The organism is Halomonas sp. HK25 (genome assembly GCF_047795635.1).
In the GTDB taxonomy this organism is placed as follows: Bacteria; Pseudomonadota; Gammaproteobacteria; order Pseudomonadales; family Halomonadaceae; genus Halomonas.
This window is the reverse complement of record NZ_CP181044.1, coordinates 1,007,960-1,025,386: the sequence shown is the minus strand read 5'-3', so window position 1 is coordinate 1,025,386 and position 17,427 is coordinate 1,007,960. Positions and strand designations below refer to the sequence as shown.

The window sequence follows — 17,427 nt, the reverse complement described above, 5'->3', positions numbered from 1 at the left end:
ATCCCCGCCGTCACACGTAGCAAGGGGCCTGACGTGGTCTGGCCCAGCAGGAGGAGTGCCGCATGACTCGCATCGCGTCGCCGCCGACGACATCGCAGGAAGACGCCATGTGCCCGTCTGCCTTCCGCGAGGCCCTGATGGCCAAGGGCGCCTACTACCACATCCACCACCCCTATCAGGTCGACATGGCCGAGGGGCGCGCCAGCCCCGAACAACTGCGCGGCTGGGTGGCCAACCGCTTCTACTACCAGATCAACATTCCCCAGAAGGATGCCGCCCTGCTGGCCAACTGTCCCGACGCCGGCTTCCGACGGCGGTGGATCCAACGCCTGCTCGACCACGACGGCCATGACGCCGACGGCGGCGGCATCGAGGCCTGGTTGGTGCTGGGCGAGGCGGCGGGCCTTACCCGCGATGAGCTGTGGTCCCAGGAACATGTCCTTCCCGGCGTGCGCTTCGCAGTGGATGCCTACGTCAACTTCGTGCGCCGCGCTGACTGGCGCGAGGCGGCGATCTCCTCGCTCACCGAGCTGTTCGCCCCGGAGGCCCATCGCAGCCGCCTGGCCACCTGGCCGACCCACTATCCCTGGATCGACGCGGCGGGCTACGGCTACTTCCGCAAGCGCCTCACCGAGGCGCGACGGGACGTGGAACACGGGCTCGAGATCGCCCTGAGCGTCTGCACCACCCTCGAGACACAGCGGCGGGCCCTGGAGATCCTTCAGTTCAAGCTCGATGTGCTGTGGTCGATGCTCGACGCCATGACGCTGGCCTATCAGCTCGGCCGACCGCCCTACCACACCGTCACCGACCAGCGGGTCTTTCACCGGGGGCTGTCATGATAGCTGCCGACATCCGTGACACCAGTGTCTGCCGCCTGCGCCCGGGCTGGCGCCTGCAGTGGGAGGAGAGCCAGCAGCGCCACGTGCTGCTCTATCCCGAAGGCATGGTGCAGCTCAACGACACCGCCGGTGCCATCCTCACGCAGCTCGATGGCCGGCGCGACGTCGACAGCGTGATCGAGGAACTCGAGGCACGCTACCCCGAGGCCCCCACCGGGGCCATCGCTCAGGACGTACGCGACTTCCTGGTCGAAGCCACCCAGCAGGGCTGGATACAGCATGACTGATCACACCGATACCACGGCCGCCAGCGGCCAGGGCGCGCCGCTGTGGCTGCTGGCCGAACTCACCTACCGCTGCCCGCTACAGTGCGCCTACTGCTCCAACCCGCTGGACTTCGCCGGCGTCAAGGAGGAGCTGACCACCGACGAGTGGCTCGATGTGCTGCGCCAGGCCCGCGCCATGGGGTCGGTCCAGCTGGGATTCTCCGGTGGCGAACCGCTGGTGCGCCGGGATCTCGAGACCCTCGTCGCCGAGGCCCGCCGCCTCGGCTTCTATACCAACCTGATCACCTCGGCGCTTGGCCTCGACGAGGCGCGGATCGCCGCCCTGCGCGATGCCGGGCTCGACCACATCCAGATCAGCCTGCAGGCCTCCGACCCCGACGTCGCCGCAGCGGTGGCGGGCTCCTCGAAGGCGCACGCGCGCAAGCTGGCCATGGCTCGGGCGGTCAAGGCGGCCGGCTACCCCATGGTGCTCAACGTGGTCCTGCACCGCCACAACATCGATCAGCTCGATGCCATCATCGCCCTCTGCGACGAGCTCGGCGCCGATGCCGTGGAGCTGGCCAACTGCCAGCTCTATGGCTGGGCGCACCTCAATCGTTCGGGGCTGCTGCCGAGCCGCGAGCAGCTCGAAGCCGCCGAGGCGACCACCATCCGCTGGCGGGCGAGGCTCGCCGAGCGGGGACGCGAGATGCCCCTGCTGTTCGTGGTGCCCGACTACTATTCCGATCGACCCAAGGCGTGCATGGGCGGCTGGGGGTCGATCTTCATGACCGTGGCCCCGGATGGTGCTGTCCTGCCCTGCCACAGTGCCAGGATGTTGCCAATGACCTTTCCTAGCGTGCGCGACCGGCCGCTGCGCGAGATCTGGTACGAGAGCGAGGCCTTCAACCGCTACCGCGGCGATGCCTGGATGCAGGCGCCCTGCCGCAGCTGCGACGAACGCCACCGGGACGTCGGCGGCTGCCGCTGCCAGGCCTACCTGCTGACCGGCGACCCCGCCGCCACCGACCCGGTGTGCTCGCTCTCCCCGAATCACCACCTGATCGAGGCGGCCCGTCACGAGGCCGCCGGAAGCGCCGGCACGGTCGGCGAGCTGACGCAGCGCAACGTCCACGAATCGCGGGTCTTCTGCCGGTCATGAGCGAGGCGGCATCGGCCGGCGCTCCGGACGAAGCCCTCCTGGAGGCCGGGTTGCCCCCCGGCAGCCGCTGCGCGATTCGCCACCTCTCCAACGGCCTGCGGATCGTGGCGGCAGAGGTTCCTGACGCCCGCCAGCTGCGCCTGGTGGGCGCAGTCGGCGTCGGCTATCTCGACGAGCCCATCGAGTGCCGCGGCCTGGCCCACCTGCTCGAGCACGGGCTCTTCCTCGGCTCCGCCAACTCCCCCGCCGAAGGCGAGTTCGCCGCATGGATCGGCGAGCAGGGCGGCCGCTACAATGCCCACACCGACGAAAAGGTCACCGACGTCCACCTCCACCTGCCGCCTGAGGCAGCCGACGAGGGACTGCGGCGCCTCACCGACCTGCTGGGCCATCCGCGCCTCGATGCCGAACGCCTCGGCCGAGAGGTCGCCGTCCTCGACGCGGAATTCCAGGCACGGCTGGCCGATACGGCCCTGCATCGCCTCGCCGCCCTGGGTCGGCTCTTCCATCCCGATCACCCGGCTGGACTCTGCCATGCCGGCCACCGCGGCACCCTGGGCGCTCACCGGGCGCTAGCGGCCAGGCTGAAGGCCTTCCACCGTCGTCACTACCGCACCAAGCGGATGGCCTTGGTGATGCTGGGCCCGCTGCCTCTGGAAGAACAGCTAGCCCTGCTGGAACGCCATGGCGCCCGGCTTCCCCGGGGGGGCAGCGAACCCGTCCCGGCAGCCTGGCGCTGGCGCGACCCCCGCGCGCTGGCCTGGTGCCCACCCGCACCACCGACCCGCGGGGACGGCACGACGCTGGAACTGATCTGGCCGCTTCCCGACGCGGTGGCCAGGGGGCATCGCAGCCAACTCATGGCCCTGGCGGCACGGCTGGCCGATGGCCGCCTGGCGGCCAGGCTGCAGGCCACGGCCGGCCTGTACGACCTCGCCATCGACCCGGCCCCCGAGGGCACCGGTCCCGCCCTGGCCATGCGGCTGGCACTGGAGGAGCCGGCTCCCGACCTGCCTGCCTTGCTGACCATCTGTCGCCATGCCCCGGGACAGCGCCTGGCAGAACCGCTACCCCCACCGCCACCCCCGCCCATCGACCTGGATGCCTGGCCGCGCCGCCAGGCGTGTCGGCTCGCTGTCGACACCCCCTCACCACCCGACGAACCGCCACTGGCCCACTGGCTGACCGGTGACCGGTGCCGCATCCTGTGGCGGTGCGCCCCGGAAACGAGTGGGCCCTGGTCGACGCTGGACGAGACGGGGACATACTGGCGCGCGCTCTCCCTGTCCTCCTCTTTTCCCGCGGCCGACGCGGCACGGCGGCTTCCCCCGACCCTGCACCACTCGCCCAAACCAGCGCCCACCGGAAACGCCACCCCGGGATGCCTTCGCCGCGACGCCCGCCTCACACTCTGGTGGGGCGGGCCGGCCTGGCCACGCCCCACGGGTAGCGCGAGCTGGTGCCTGGGCTGGGCCGCCGATCCGGCCGGCCAGGAGGCCCGGCTTCGGCGCTGGCACCGACGCACCCTGACGCTGCGCCAGGCCGCCGCCTCCCGGGGACTCTCCCTGGACCTGGCCTCGGATACCGGAGGCGACTGGCTCATGACCGAGGGCAATCCTCGGCGGATCGCCTCCCTGGTGGAGCAGGCGATCGCCGCCTGGTCGACGGGCCCCGGCGATCGCCGCGCGGCATCGCCTGCGGAAGGCCTGCTCGCCAGGACCCTGCTGCTCCAGCTGGAGACCTGCCCCGCCGTTGGCGATGCCCCCCCACGCCTGCTCGGCTGGGCCAGCGGCGAGCTCGGCGCGCAGGAGGCCGTGCGGGACGCGGAGCACTTCGCCGACACTCTGGCAGCGCCTGCCGATCCCTCCCGCGCGTCTGCCGCCTCTGCGGAGGCGATCGGCGAGTCCTGGCTGCCCCCCCAGGGCGAGGAGCGCGCGGTGATGCTGGAGGTGGGAGGACGCGATGCCAGCCCACGCACCCGTTGGGTGATGAAGCTGCTGGCCGCCTGTCACGACGCCGCCTTCCATCAGGAGATGCGTCAGCGCCACGGCTTCGGCTATGTAGCGGCAGTACGCTACCGAGAGGCCGCGGGTTGGCCCAGGCTGGGCTATGTGGTGCAGTCCCCGTGGGCCAGCGTGTCGGAGCTGCATCGGGCGATCGACGACTTCCTGGTCCGACGGGGCGAGCTACTGGCTCGGCTCGGCGAGGCCGAACTCACTCGCCTGAAGCGCGGCCTGCTGGCTCGACACGGGGCGCCCGAGACCCGCCGGGAAGCCATCGAGCGAACCTGGCAGGCCCTGCGTCATCGCCACGGCAGCGGCGAGCGAGACAGCTGGCTGGCCCCGTGGGAAGCAGAACTGACGGTGCTGGAAGGGCTGGGCAACGCCGACCTGGCCACTCAGGCCACCGCCCTGGCCGACGCAGCGCTTCCTCGCCACTGGTGGTTCCACACGCCGACTGCCCTGCCATTGCCATGCAGGAACTCACTAGTGTCAGCGGGGCATAATCTCCCCTCGCGGCGCCACCTAGACTGACAGCAGTGCACGCCCGAGCTCCATGGAGCCATGCGATTGCAACCACCGCCACGAGAGGTGAACGACCATGCTGACACGACTGAGTCTGAATGAGGAGCGCAAGCCCATGAGCCTGATGGATACCCTGAAGCGCTGGTTCGGGGGCCAGAGTGCCTCCCCCACCCCAGCCAGCCAGACCCGGGAGGCCACGGCCAAACCCTCCGTCGCAGCGAGTACCCAAGCCCCGCCAAGCAGCAGCATTCGGATACACCCGGCTGTGGACGGTGGCGTGAAGGCAGGAAGCGACACCTTCAGCGGCGGCACCCTGCACTGCCACTGCCCCGACAAGCGGGTCGAGGTGGCCATCGAGGCGCAGTGCGCCCACAACCATGTGTGCGGCTGCACCAAGTGCTGGAAGCCGGACGGCGCCCTTTTCTCCATGGTCGCCGTGGTCCCCCGCGACAAGCTCAAGGTGGCCGCCAACGGGGACAAGCTGGAGATCGTCGACGCCTCGGCCGCCATCCAGCGCCACGCCTGCAAGGGGTGCGGGGTGCACATGTATGGTCGCATCGAGAATACCGACCACCCCTTCCACGGCCTGGACTTCATCCATACCGAACTCTCCGACGATACCGGCTGGGCAGCGCCGGAGTTTGCGGCCTTCGTGTCGTCGATCATCGAGTCTGGCGCCAACCCGGACAACATGGACAAGGTACGTGGCAGACTGAAGGAGATGAAGCTGGAGCCCTATGACTGCCTCTCGCCGCCCCTGATGGATGCCATCGCCATCCATACGGCCAAGGCCAAGGGCATCCTCTAGTTCAGGCCAGACCAGAAGCCCACGCTAAAGGAGTAAAGGCGCCCCGAGGGGCGCCTTCACTGTCGTGGTTGCCGATATCGCGGACGACTCGGCTAGTTACTTGAAGTTCTTGCGGTAGGACTTGAGGATCTCTCCGACGATGCCGCTGCGGAAGCTCAGCACGCAGACCACGAAGATCACCCCAAGGATCGGCCCCACCCAGTTACCCAGCGGCGACTGCGCCAGCAGGTGCTGCAGGCTGACCACGATGCCGGCACCCATCACCGGGCCGAACAGCGTGCCCACCCCGCCCAGCAGGGTCATCAGGATCACCTCGCCGGACATGTGCCAGTGGGCGTCGGTCAATGAGGCGAGCTGGAACACCACCGTCTTGGTGGAGCCGGCCAGGCCCGCCAGGCCGGCGGAGAGGACGAAGGCCACCCACTTGTAGGCGTCGACGTTGTAGCCCAGCGACACCGCCCGCGGCTCGTTCTCGCGGATCGCCTTGAGCACCTGGCCATAGGGCGAATGCACGGCGCGCTGGATGATCGCGAAGCCGATCAGGAAGATGGCGAACACGAAGTAGTACATCGCCAGGTTGCTGCGCAGGCTGATGAAGCCGAACAGGTCGCCACGCGGCACGCCGTGCAGGCCGTCCTCGCCGCCGGTGAAGGGCGACTGCACATAGACGAAGAACACCAGCTGGGCCAGCGCCAGGGTCACCATGGCGAAGTAGATGCCCTGGCGACGGATCGACAGGGCGCCGAATACCGCCCCCAGCGCCACGGCGGACAGGGTCCCGGCGATGATGCCCAGCTCCGGGGTCAGGCCCGGGTAGCTGGCCAGCAGGTAGCCGGTGATATAGCCACCGGTGGCCAGGAAGGCCGCATGGCCGAAGGAGAGCAGCCCCGCGTAGCCGAGCAGCAGGTTGAAGGAGCAAGCGAACAACGCGAAGCACAGCACCTTCATCAGGAACACCGGATAGGCCATGAAGGGCGCCACCAGGCCGATGACAATCAACACCAGATAGAGGACGTTACGGCGCATATCGGCGCGCCGCTGGCGCTTCATGGAGGGGGTCAGCGTCTGTGTCTGGGTCGCGGACATGGTCATGCCTCCTTGCCGAACAGGCCGGCGGGTCGGATCAGTAGCACCAGGATCATCACCAGGAAGATCACGGTGTTGGCCGCCTCGGGGTAGTACACCTTGGTGAGGCCCTCGATCAGGCCCATGCCCAGCCCGGTAAGCACGGCGCCGAGGATCGAGCCCATGCCGCCGATCACCACCACGGCGAAGACCACGATCAAGAGGTTGGACCCCATGGTCGGTGACACCGGGTAGAGCGGCGCAGCCAGCACCCCGGCGAACGCGGCCAGAGCCACGCCGAAGCCATAGGTGAGGGTGATCAGCAGCGGCACGTTGACGCCGAAGGCCTGCATCAGCGCCGGGTTCTCGGTGCCGGCGCGCAGGTAGGCGCCGAGCCGGGTGCGCTCGATGATGAACCAGGTGGCCAGGCAGACGACGATGGCCGCCGCCAGCACGAAGGCGCGGTACTTGGGCAGGAACATGAAGCCCAGTTGGAAACCGCCCTGCAGCAGCTCGGGGGTCGGGTAGCGAGCCCCGGAGACGCCGAAGAAGTTGACCAGGGTGCCCTCGAAGATCAGCGCCAGGCCGAAGGTCAGCAGCAGGCCGTAGAGGTGATCAAGGTGGGCGATGCGGCGCAGCATGAACCGCTCGAGCAGCATGCCGAACAGGCCGACGACGAGCGGCGCCAGCAGCAGCGCCGCCCAGTAATTGATGCCCAGGTAACGCATGCCCAGCAGGGTGGCGAAGGCCCCCAGCATGTACATGGCGCCGTGGGCGAAGTTGACGATCTTCAGCAGGCCGAAGATCACCGCCAGGCCCAGGCTGAGCAAGGCGTAGAAGGCGCCGTTGATCAGGCCCAGCAACAACTGGCCGAGGAATACCGCCGCCGGCACCCCGAATATCATCATCATGTCAGGAATCTCCCGTCAGAGGGAGCGGCGGCTTGCGCCGCCGCCGATCTTGCTCGCTTCAGTTCTGCACCAGCTTGCACTGGCTCTCGGAGAGCGGACGGAACGCCTCCTCGGCGGGAATGGTGGCGAGGATCTCGTAGAGGTCCCACTCATGCTCGGAGTCTTCCGGCGACTTCACCTGGGCCAGGAACATGTCGTGGACCATGCGGCCATCTTCGCGAACGCGACCGTTGCGTGAGAAGAAGTCGTTGATCGGCTTCTCGCCAAGAGCGGCACGCACCGCTACCGGATCATCGCTGCCCAGCTCGGCCACGGTCTCCAGGTAGTGGGTGGTGCTGGAGTAGATGCCCGCCTGCACCATGGTCGGCATGCGGCCCACGCGCTCGTAGTAGCGCTCGGCCCACTCGCGGGACTCGTCATCCATGTTCCAGTACCAGCCGGTAGTCAGCAACAGGCCCTGAGTGGTTTGCAGCCCCATGGCGTAGACATCGTTCAGGAATACCAGCAGACCGGCGAGCTGCTGGCCGGCTTCGACCACCCCGAACTGAGCGGCGGTGTTGATGGCGTTGACGGTATCGGCACCAGCGTTGGCCAGGCCGATGATCTTGGCGCCCGACCCCTGGGCCTGGAGGATGTAGGAGGAGAAGTCGTCGGTGGGGAACGGGTGGCGCACACCACCGACGATCTCGCCGCCGCTCTCCTCCACCACCTTGGTCACGTCACCCTCGAGGGCATGGCCGAAGGCGTAGTCGGCGGTGAGCATGAACCAGGTGTCGCCGCCCTGGTCGACGATCGCCTTGGCGGTGCCGTTGGCCAGCGGGTAGGTATCGTAGACCCAGTGGATATGGTTCGGGGTGCAGTGCTCGTTGGTGATGCTGGAAGCCGCGGAGCCGGAGATGATGCCCAGGCCGTTGTTTTCCTCGATCACCCGGGTGGCGGCGATGACAACCGACGAGGCCACCATGCCGGAGACCATGTCGACGTTGCGGGTATCGAACCATTCGCGCACGGTATTGGCGCCCACGTCGGCACTGTTGCGGTCATCGGCGCTGAAGACCTCGATCGGCGCGCCGTTGACGCTGCCACCGAAGTCCTCGACGGCCATGCGCAGCGCTTCGAGGCCACCGGGGCCGGCCAGGTCACGATAGGTGCCGGACATGTCGGCCAGGTAGCCGATACGCACCTCGCCATCGCTGATCTCGGCCTGGGCGGTGGCGACCATGGCAGCGGTAGCGGCCAGGGCGACAGCGGTGGTGAGGCTCTTCTTGATGAAGCTCTTCTTGGTAAAGGTCATGTGGGTCTCCTCTGCCCCGAAGCGGGGCTCTTGTTGTTGTTGCGACTGTAGTGTTGCGTCTGTTGTGGCAACGATGATTGTGACTGCTGCTGCGACGGCTGTAGCGTTTATTAGCGTTGTCAAGGCCTGCGGCGGCGACGCTTCACACGCCCAGCAGGGTATGCAGGTGCTCGCGCTTGCTCGGCAGCTCGGCCGCCGAGATCTCCTCGACGATCAGGCCGTGATCCATCACGAAGTGGCGGTCGGCCAGCGGTGCCGCGAAGCGGAAATTCTGCTCCACCAGCACGATGGTCATGCCGCGCTCCTTGAGCTTGACCAGCACCTGGCCCAGCGCCTGGACGATGACCGGCGCCAGCCCCTCGGTGATCTCGTCGAGCAGCAGCAGCCGCGCCCCGGTGCGCAGGATGCGCGCCATGGCCAGCATCTGCTGTTCGCCCCCCGAGAGCCGCATGCCCGGGCTGCGACGCCGCTCGTAGAGGTTGGGGAACATCGCGTAGATCTCGTCGATCGACATCCCGCCGGAGCGCACCGTGGGCGGCAGCAGCAGGTTCTCCTCGACGTCGAGGCTGGCGAAGATGCCGCGCTCCTCGGGGCAGTAGCCGATGCCCAGCCGCGGGATGCGGTGGGCCTTCATGTCGAGGGTCTCGTTGCCGTTGATCATGATCGAGCCGGTACGCCGGCCGACCATGTTCATGATCGCCTTGAGGGTGGTGCTGCGCCCGGCGCCGTTGCGCCCCAGCAGGGTGACCAGCTCGCCGCGCTTCACGTTGAAGTCGACGCCGTGAAGGATGTGGGACTCGCCGTAGAAGGCGTGCAGGTCGCTGACCCGCAGCATCTCGGCACCATCGCGGTCCGGGTACTCCATCAGGCTCTCGGCTGGCTGGGTCATGCGCTGGCCTCCTCTTCCGCTTCGCTGCCCATGTAGGCCTCCTTGACCCGCGGGTCGGCGGAGACCGTGGCGTAGTCACCCTCGGCCAGCACCGCGCCGCGGGCCAGCACGGTGATGCGGTCGCACAGCCGGCTGACCACGCTGAGGTTGTGTTCCACCATCAGCACGGTACGGCCCTTGGCCACGCGCCGGATCAGCTCGACGATGCGGTCGACGTCCTCGGCGCCCATGCCCTGGGTCGGCTCATCGAGCAGCATCATGGTGGGGTCCATGGCCAGGGTGGTGGCCACCTCGAGGGCACGCTTGCGGCCGTAGGGCATCTCCACGGTGAGCACGTCGGCGTACTCGCGCAGGCCTACCTCCTCGAGCAGTTCGATGGCGCGGTCGTTGAGGTGGTCGAGACTGCGTTCGGACTTCCAGAAGTGGAAGGAGGTGCCCATGGGGCGCTGCAGCGCCACGCGCACATTCTCCATGGCGGTCATGTGGCCGAACACCGCGGAGATCTGGAAGGAGCGCACCAGGCCCAGACGGGCGATCTGGTTGGCCTTCAGGCCGGTGATCGGCTTGCCGCGATAGAGAATCTCGCCGCGTGTCGGCGGCAGGAACTTGGTGAGCAGGTTGAAGACGGTGGTCTTGCCGGCCCCGTTGGGGCCGATCAGGGCGTGGATATGCCCTTCCTGGACCTGCAGGTTGACATCGTCCACGGCGGTGAAGCCGCGGAATTCCTTGGTCAACCCCCGAGTCTCCAGTATGAAGTCCTGGGTCATGTGACGTCCTCTCAGGATCGCGTGAGCGATTCGCCGTTGGTGCTGTTGTCGTTGTTGTATGCCATTGTCGTTGTCGTTGTCGTTGTCGTTGTCGTTGTCGTTGTTCTGGCCATCTCGGCATCGGACTGGCCGGGAACTCAAGCTTGCGAGGCTAACCGGCACTTTACGTTAACGTAAGCTAGAGGACTCGGCGCGACACGGCAATAGCACGATGGGCATGACTCGACCAATGGCGTAGGCCCTGGCTTTTCAATAGCTTGCAAACAAACTCTCACTGAGCATCAGCCCCTTGATACGCAAGGCATTTCCCGAACGGCTCGGCCTCACACTTCAGGAGCGCTGAGAGAGAGCCGAGGGCTCTCACCGCGGAGGGCAGCCCTCGAGTCGACGTCCATGGGCATCAAAAGGATAAGCAGGTAGACTGACATCCATGACTGAATGTTCTGACCGGAGGCCTCCTAGCCATGCCCCAGACACCCCCTCCCGGCCAGCCCTGGCCGATCGGCTTCACCGCTACCTGCATCCGCGCCGGGCTCTATATCCTGTTCATTGCAGGCCTCGCCCAGGGTGCCTATATCGAGGCGCTGCACTACCCCGAGGTGCGCTTCTCGGAGTACGGCTTCACCGAGCTGGCCCAAAGCGCCGTACTGCTCGGCGCCTCGCTGCTGCTGCTCTACACCCGCCAGGTGCTCAAGGTGCTGCCCACGGTCACCCTGCTGATGTTTGCCTTCACCTTCAGCTCGTTCATCCGCGAGCAGGACTACTTCCTGGACACCTGGGTGGCACGCCATACCTGGAAGGTGCTGGTGGCCCTGGTGGTCCTGCCGCTGCTGTTCTGGGTAATCCGCGAACGCCAGCGCTTCGTCGAGGAGTTCACCAGCTACGCCAACAGCTTCTCCTTCGGCCTGTTTGCCGCCGGGGTGCTGGTGACCTACGTCTTCTCGCGCCTCTACGGCCGCGGCGCCTTCTGGGAAGCCATCCTTCAGGAGCACTATGTGCGGACCTTCAAGGACGCCGCCGAGGAGGTAGTGGAACTGCTCGGCTATGCGCTGATCCTGATCGCGGTGATCGAGCTGACCCTGCTTGCGCGGCGCTGGGCCCTGGCGCGCCGGGCGGGCTGAGGCCGAGGCTGGACACACTCGGGCGCCTCCCGCCCAGCAAAAAGCCCCCGCAGGCACTGCCTGCGGGGGCTTTTTCGTCATGGCCAAGTTCGTCACGGCAAAGGCCGTGCTCGCCTGCCCTTACTCGTCGAGGAAGGAGCGCAGCGGCTCGGAGCGACTGGGATGGCGCAGCTTGCGCAGCGCCTTGGCCTCGATCTGACGGATCCGCTCGCGGGTGACGTCGAACTGCTTGCCGACCTCCTCGAGGGTGTGGTCGGTGTTCATGTCGATGCCGAAGCGCATGCGCAGCACCTTGGCCTCACGGGCGGTGAGGCCGCCGAGCACGTTGCGGGTCGCCTCGATCAGCCCCTCGCCGGTAGCGGAGTCGATGGGCAGGATCATGGTGCCGTCCTCGATGAAGTCACCCAGGTGCGAGTCGTCGTCGTCACCGATGGGGGTCTCCATGGAGATCGGCTCCTTGGCGATCTTGAGCACCTTGCGCACCTTGTCCTCGGGCATCTCGAGACGCTCGCCCAGCTCCTCGGGAGTGGGCTCGCGGCCCATCTCCTGGAGCATCTGCCGGGAGACCCGGTTAAGCTTGTTGATAGTCTCGATCATGTGCACCGGAATACGGATGGTGCGCGCCTGATCGGCGATGGAGCGGGTGATCGCCTGACGGATCCACCAAGTGGCATAGGTGGAGAACTTGTAGCCGCGGCGGTATTCGAACTTGTCCACCGCCTTCATCAGGCCAATGTTGCCCTCCTGGATCAGGTCCAGGAACTGCAGTCCACGGTTGGTGTACTTCTTGGCGATGGAGATCACCAGACGCAGGTTGGCCTCGACCATCTCCTTCTTGGCGCGGCGTGCCTTGGCCTCGCCGATGGAGAGGCGACGGTTGACCTCCTTGATCTCCTGAACCGGCAGGCGAACCATCGCCTCCTCGAAGGCGATCTTGCGCTGAGCGCGCTGGATGTCCGTACGCAGCGGCTCCAGGCGGTCGGCGTATTTCGGGAACTCCTTGCCGAAGACGTCGAGCCACTCGGGGTCGGCTTCGCTACCCGGGAAGGCCTTGATAAAGGTCTTGCGGGGGATCCGCGCCTTCTTGACGCAAAGCTGCATCACCGCCTTTTCCTGGGCGCGCACCTGCTCGACGCTGATGCGCACCTGGTTCACCAGACGCTCGAAGTGCTTCGGCACCAGCTTGATCGGCGAGAACAGCTCGGCCAGGCGCGCCAGCTCCTCCTGGGCCTCCTTCGAGTGGCGGCCGTGGGCCGTGATAGCGGTCTGAACCACGGCGTTCTGTTCACGAATCTGCTCGAACCGGGCGCGGGCCTCCTCGGGGTCTGGGCCACCGGTGCTCTCCTCCTCGGCCTCGCCATCCTCGTCGTCGTCGCTCTCGTCGTGGGGCTCCTCCTCGGGCACCTCCGCCTCGGCTACGCCGGGAATGCCTTCGTCGGGATCGATAAAACCGGAAAAGAGATCCGAGAGGCGGCCGGGGGCTTCCTCGTCCTGGGTGGTATCGTAGGCATCGAGGATCGACTCGACGGCGCCGGGTAGATAGGCCAGCGCGGACATCACCTCGCGGGTCCCCTCCTCGATGCGCTTGGCGATCTCGATCTCACCCTCGCGGGTCAGCAGCTCCACGGTACCCATCTCGCGCATGTACATGCGCACCGGGTCAGTGGTTCGGCCCACGTCGCTCTCCACCGCCGCCAGCGCCGCCACGGCTTCCTCGGCGGCGGACTCGTCGGTGGAGTGATCCGACATCATCAGGGTATCTTCATCGGGAGCTTCCTCGACGACGCTGATACCCATATCGTTGATCATGCCGATGATGTCTTCCACCTGATCGGGGTCGGCGATATCCTCGGGTAGATGGTCGTTGACCTCGGCATAGGTCAGGTAGCCCTGTTCCTTGCCGCGCGCGATCAACTCCTTCAGACGTGACTGCTGCTGCGCATTTCCAGCCATAGAAACCCTATCTCGACGAAGAAGAATGAAGCACCTGAAGCGCTCGGTGGAGAAAACTTGTGAAGCCGAACAGTATAGCGCCGTAACGCCTCTCTCTGCCAGTTTGCTCTATTTGCGCGGTCAATCAGGTGTGTTAGGTTATCAGGTTGCGCCGCTTTTCGGGCAGTCTCCCCTATGTGGTGACGGTAGGAGAAAAATCAACCCCGGCGCCAACCTGAATGATGATATGAATAATTATAGTTGACCTTGCGGTCAGCCATGCAGTTCAGTGAGCAGGGCCATCAGCCGCTGCTTCTCGTCCCGTGACAATCGCTCGCCGCCCCGCTCCCTGGCCAACAGCGCATCAATCTCCTCCTGGGGAGAACGCCGCTGCCGGGTACGGCGAAAATGCTCGACCAGCCCCTCCAGTTCGGCGCCACGCGCCTCCCTCGGGATCAGCAGCTCACGGCGAGCCAGCGCCGCCAGGCGTTCGCCCTCGGCACTGCCGTGGAAGTGCGCCAGCAGCACCTGGGCGCTGCGATAGCGTCCCGCTCTCAGCAGGCGGATCACCTCGCGGCAAAGGCGCCCGTCCGGGTCGTCCTCGGGGCACCAGTCATCCTCCTCCGGCAGCCGTCCCACCAGCGCAGGCTCATGCACCAGCAACTGCAGGGCGCGGGCCGCCAGGCTCAGGGCCCCACCGGAGCGCGCCGCAGGCGCTGCGCTTTCTCCCAGTGGCGGCGCCGTTTCGGGCATACCAGCCGCCTGGTCGACCCCATCGCTGCTGGCCATATCCCGGCCGGGCGCGGATTCGCCAGCGGCCGGCCTGGCCCGCGCCAGCAGGGCGCTGAAGTTTGCCGCCTCGACGCCGGTGCGTCGCGAGAGCTCGCTGAGCATCAGCGACTTCAGCACGCCCTCCGGCAGCCGGGCCAGCGCCGCCAGCACCTGGCTGGCGTAGCGCTCGCGATCCTCGATGCGCGCCAGATCGCGTCCCGCCGCCGCCTGGTCGAAGAGAAACTCCGACAGTGGATTGGCGCAGGTGATGCGGCCCTGGAAGGCCTCGGCCCCCTCGCGACGCACCAGAGTGTCTGGATCCTCCCCCTCGGGCAGGAACAGGAAGCGCACCTGGCGACCGTCGATCATCAGCGGAAGCACCGTCTCCAGCGCCCGCGATGCCGCCTGGCGCCCGGCACGGTCGCCGTCGAAGCAGAACACTACCTCGCTCACCATGCGAAACAGCCGCGTGAGGTGCTCCTCGCTGGTCGAGGTGCCCAGGGTGGCCACCGCATTACGGATGCCGAATTGGGCAAGGGCCACCACGTCCGTGTAGCCCTCGACGATCACTACCCGCTCCAGGCGATGGTCGGCCTGGCGCGCCTCGTAGAGGCCGTAGAGCTCACGCCCCTTGTGGAATACCGGGGTCTCGGGCGAGTTGAGGTACTTGGGCTTGGCATCACCCAACACCCGGCCGCCGAAGGCGATGGTGCGCCCCTTGACGTCGCGGATCGGAAACATCACCCGGTCGCGGAAGCGATCGTAGGTGCGCCCGCTCTCCTCACGGTGCACCAGCAGGCCGTACTCCACCTGCACCGCATCGCTGATGCCGCGCTCGGTGAGATGGCGCTTGAGCCCCTCCCAGTCATCCGGGGCGTAGCCGATGCCGAAGCTCTGCTGCACCTCCGAGGAGAGACCGCGCCGCTCCAGATAGTCCCGGGCACCCTGCCCCTCGGGCATCTTCAGCCGCTCGCGGAAGAAGCTGGCGGCCAGCTCAAGCAGATTGACCCCCTCCTTGCGCTTGCGTTCCCGGGCCTGGGCCCGCGGATCATCGGCGCCCTCGCGCGGCACCTCCAGCCCCAACCGCCCGGCCAACTGCTCCACCGCCTCGGGGAAACGCAACTTGTCGTACTCCATCAGGAAGCCCAGGGCGTTGCCGTGGGCGCCGCAGCCAAAGCAGTGGTAGAACTGCTTGTCGGCGCTGACGGTGAACGAGGGCGTCTTCTCCTGATGGAAGGGGCACAGCCCTGAGTAGTTGCGACCGGCCTTCTTCAGCTTGACCCGTTCGCCCACCACTTCGACCACGTCGACGCGGGCCATCAGGTCATCGAGGAAGCGCTGAGGAATCTGTCCTGCCATGAAATCGGATCACCTCGACGAGCCGCGATGCGATCGCTGCAGGATGCCGGCACCTGTTGAAGGCCGACACCCCGGAAAAAACAAGCGGCCACCGGATGGCGACCGCTTGGCATCCTCCTGAGACGGCCGAGCCCGAAGCCCCGACAGTCTCCAGCACGGATCAATAGAGCCGTTCGAAGCGCTTGCGCTCACGCTGAAGCTTCTTGGCGTGACGCTTGACGGCAGCCGCCGCCTTGCGCTTGCGCTCTGCGGTGGGCTTCTCGTAGGACTCGCGACGACGCACTTCGGAAAGAACACCGGCTTTTTCGCAAGAACGCTTGAAGCGACGCAGTGCGACGTCAAACGGCTCGTTATCACGTACTTTAACAGAAGGCATTAAGCACTCACCTACCTTAGGTAACTAGAGTTCGGTTAGTACGCACACCCCTGTGGGTGGCAGCTTTCGCGACGAAAAAGACGCCCGGAACGCAGGGTAGCGAGCCGGAAGGCAGAAACGGTCGCGGGAATCGCCACCTGGGTGCACGACCCAGTATTGCAGCGCACAGTAGTCTAGTCGCGCTCCTCATCCTTTGCAAATGCTTTCCCCCCTCAAACCGCGTAGAATGCCGGCCTGTTCTGCACAACCGAGCCGACATCATGCGTGTACTGGGCATCGAGACCTCCTGCGACGAGACCGGCGTCGCCCTCTTCGACACCGAGCGCGGTCTGGTGGCCGACGCCCTCTATAGCCAGATCGCCATGCACGCGGAATACGGGGGCGTGGTGCCGGAGCTGGCCTCCCGGGATCACACTCGGCGCCTGCTGCCGCTGATCCAGCAGGTGCTCGACGAGGCGGGGCTTTCCCGCGGCGATCTCGACGCCATCGCCTACACCGCGGGCCCGGGCCTGGTGGGTGCGCTTATGGTGGGTGCCGCCACCGCCCACGGCATGGCCCGGGCGCTGGACATTCCGGTGCTCGGCGTTCACCACATGGAGGGCCACCTGCTGGCCCCCATGCTGGAGGAGGAACGCCCCGAGTTCCCCTTCGTAGCCCTGCTGGTCTCCGGCGGTCACACCCAGTTGGTGGAGGTGCGCGGCCTGGGGCACTACACCCTGCTCGGCGAATCCGTGGACGACGCCGCCGGCGAGGCCTTCGACAAGGCCGCCAAGATGCTCGGCCTTGACTACCCGGGCGGCCCCCAGGTGGCACGACTGGCAGAAGGCGGCGACGCCAAGCGTTTCCGCTTCCCGCGGCCGATGACCGACCGCCCGGGGCTCGACTTCAGCTTCTCGGGCCTCAAGACTCACACCCTCACCGCCATCCGTCACCTGGACGCCAGTGGCGCCCTGGACGATCAGGCCCGCGCCGACGTGGCCCGGGCCTTCGAAGAGGCGGTGGTGGACACCCTGGTGATCAAGTGTCGCCGCGCCCTGGACCAGACCGGCCTCAAGCGCCTGGTGGTGGCCGGCGGCGTCAGCGCCAACGTGCGCCTGCGCGAGCGGCTGGAGCGCGAGTGCGCCAAGCGCGACGCCCGGGCCTACTACCCCCGCGGGCGCTTCTGTACCGACAACGGCGCGATGATCGCCTATGTGGGAGCGCAACGCCTGCTGGCCGGCGAGCGCGACGAGATCGGCGTGATGAAGGCGGTACCGCGCTGGCCGATGGATACCCTTCGGGAGCCGTAAGCTGGAAGCTGGAAGCTGGAAGCTGGAAGGCAGCAAGAGACCTTCACTGC

At 66.9% G+C, this 17,427-nt stretch carries 16 protein-coding genes; 8 read left to right on the top strand and 8 right to left on the bottom strand.

What is annotated here, in order from left to right; genetic code table 11:
* The first annotated feature begins 62 nt into the window (after positions 1–62).
* The 5 genes from pqqC to gfa all read left to right on the top strand — a co-directional run bounded on the left by pqqC (position 63) and on the right by gfa (position 5,603).
* Positions 63–842 (top strand): pyrroloquinoline-quinone synthase PqqC, encoded by a 780-nt coding sequence (gene pqqC / locus ACM26W_RS05070; protein ID WP_416139763.1) that lies wholly within the window; start codon positions 63–65, stop codon positions 840–842.
* Positions 839–1,129, top strand: a complete 291-nt coding sequence (gene pqqD, locus ACM26W_RS05065; RefSeq protein ID WP_416139762.1) for a pyrroloquinoline quinone biosynthesis peptide chaperone PqqD — start codon at positions 839–841, stop codon at positions 1,127–1,129. Before pqqC ends, pqqD begins: the two co-directional genes overlap by 4 nt.
* Positions 1,122–2,270, top strand: coding sequence for a pyrroloquinoline quinone biosynthesis protein PqqE (pqqE, locus tag ACM26W_RS05060; protein ID WP_416139761.1), 1,149 nt, complete (start codon positions 1,122–1,124; stop codon positions 2,268–2,270). Before pqqD ends, pqqE begins: the two co-directional genes overlap by 8 nt.
* A 50-nt stretch (positions 2,271–2,320) precedes the next feature.
* Positions 2,321–4,804, top strand: a complete 2,484-nt coding sequence (locus ACM26W_RS05055) for an insulinase family protein (protein WP_416139760.1) — start codon at positions 2,321–2,323, stop codon at positions 4,802–4,804.
* 67 nt (positions 4,805–4,871) lie between these two features.
* Positions 4,872–5,603, top strand: a complete 732-nt coding sequence (gfa, locus tag ACM26W_RS05050; protein ID WP_416139759.1) for an S-(hydroxymethyl)glutathione synthase — start codon at positions 4,872–4,874, stop codon at positions 5,601–5,603.
* A 96-nt stretch (positions 5,604–5,699) separates the two neighbouring features.
* Here the strand turns inward: gfa and ACM26W_RS05045 are convergent, their stop codons facing one another.
* From ACM26W_RS05045 to ACM26W_RS05025, 5 genes are all read right to left on the bottom strand, one after another.
* Positions 5,700–6,689, bottom strand: a complete 990-nt coding sequence (locus ACM26W_RS05045; protein ID WP_416139758.1) for a branched-chain amino acid ABC transporter permease — start codon at positions 6,687–6,689, stop codon at positions 5,700–5,702.
* A gap of 2 nt (positions 6,690–6,691) precedes the next feature.
* The gene (locus tag ACM26W_RS05040; RefSeq protein WP_416139757.1) at positions 6,692–7,579 is read right to left on the bottom strand and encodes a branched-chain amino acid ABC transporter permease; all 888 of its coding nucleotides are present in this window, start codon (positions 7,577–7,579) and stop codon (positions 6,692–6,694) included.
* Between the two features lie 58 nt (positions 7,580–7,637).
* Positions 7,638–8,873: an ABC transporter substrate-binding protein gene (locus tag ACM26W_RS05035; RefSeq protein WP_416139756.1), complete on the bottom strand. Its 1,236-nt coding sequence runs from the start codon at positions 8,871–8,873 to the stop codon at positions 7,638–7,640.
* Between the two features lie 142 nt (positions 8,874–9,015).
* Positions 9,016–9,762 (bottom strand): ABC transporter ATP-binding protein, encoded by a 747-nt coding sequence (locus ACM26W_RS05030; protein WP_416139755.1) that lies wholly within the window; start codon positions 9,760–9,762, stop codon positions 9,016–9,018.
* The gene (locus tag ACM26W_RS05025; RefSeq protein ID WP_416139754.1) at positions 9,759–10,529 is read right to left on the bottom strand and encodes an ABC transporter ATP-binding protein; all 771 of its coding nucleotides are present in this window, start codon (positions 10,527–10,529) and stop codon (positions 9,759–9,761) included. Before ACM26W_RS05025 ends, ACM26W_RS05030 begins: the two co-directional genes overlap by 4 nt.
* Before the next feature lie 464 nt (positions 10,530–10,993).
* On the opposite strand from ACM26W_RS05025, the gene ACM26W_RS05020 reads away from it, so the two are divergent.
* Positions 10,994–11,650, top strand: a complete 657-nt coding sequence (locus ACM26W_RS05020) for a hypothetical protein (protein ID WP_416139753.1) — start codon at positions 10,994–10,996, stop codon at positions 11,648–11,650.
* A 120-nt stretch (positions 11,651–11,770) separates the two neighbouring features.
* Here ACM26W_RS05020 and rpoD read toward each other — a convergent pair whose 3' ends face one another.
* Positions 11,771–13,603, bottom strand: coding sequence for an RNA polymerase sigma factor RpoD (rpoD, locus tag ACM26W_RS05015; protein ID WP_416139752.1), 1,833 nt, complete (start codon positions 13,601–13,603; stop codon positions 11,771–11,773).
* A 25-nt stretch (positions 13,604–13,628) separates the two neighbouring features.
* On the opposite strand from rpoD, the gene ACM26W_RS05010 reads away from it, so the two are divergent.
* Complete coding sequence (locus ACM26W_RS05010; protein WP_416139751.1) at positions 13,629–13,847, top strand: hypothetical protein; 219 nt, start codon at positions 13,629–13,631, stop codon at positions 13,845–13,847.
* Between the two features lie 8 nt (positions 13,848–13,855).
* Here ACM26W_RS05010 and dnaG read toward each other — a convergent pair whose 3' ends face one another.
* Positions 13,856–15,712: a DNA primase gene (gene dnaG, locus ACM26W_RS05005; protein ID WP_416139750.1), complete on the bottom strand. Its 1,857-nt coding sequence runs from the start codon at positions 15,710–15,712 to the stop codon at positions 13,856–13,858.
* Between the two features lie 160 nt (positions 15,713–15,872).
* A complete protein-coding gene (rpsU, locus tag ACM26W_RS05000; protein WP_017430978.1) occupies positions 15,873–16,088 on the bottom strand; it encodes a 30S ribosomal protein S21 in 216 nt (71 codons plus the stop codon).
* Positions 16,089–16,348: 260 nt separating this feature from the next.
* On the opposite strand from rpsU, the gene tsaD reads away from it, so the two are divergent.
* Entirely contained in the window at positions 16,349–17,377 is a 1,029-nt protein-coding gene (tsaD, locus tag ACM26W_RS04995; protein ID WP_416139749.1) for a tRNA (adenosine(37)-N6)-threonylcarbamoyltransferase complex transferase subunit TsaD, read from the top strand.
* Positions 17,378–17,427: the final 50 nt, after the last annotated feature.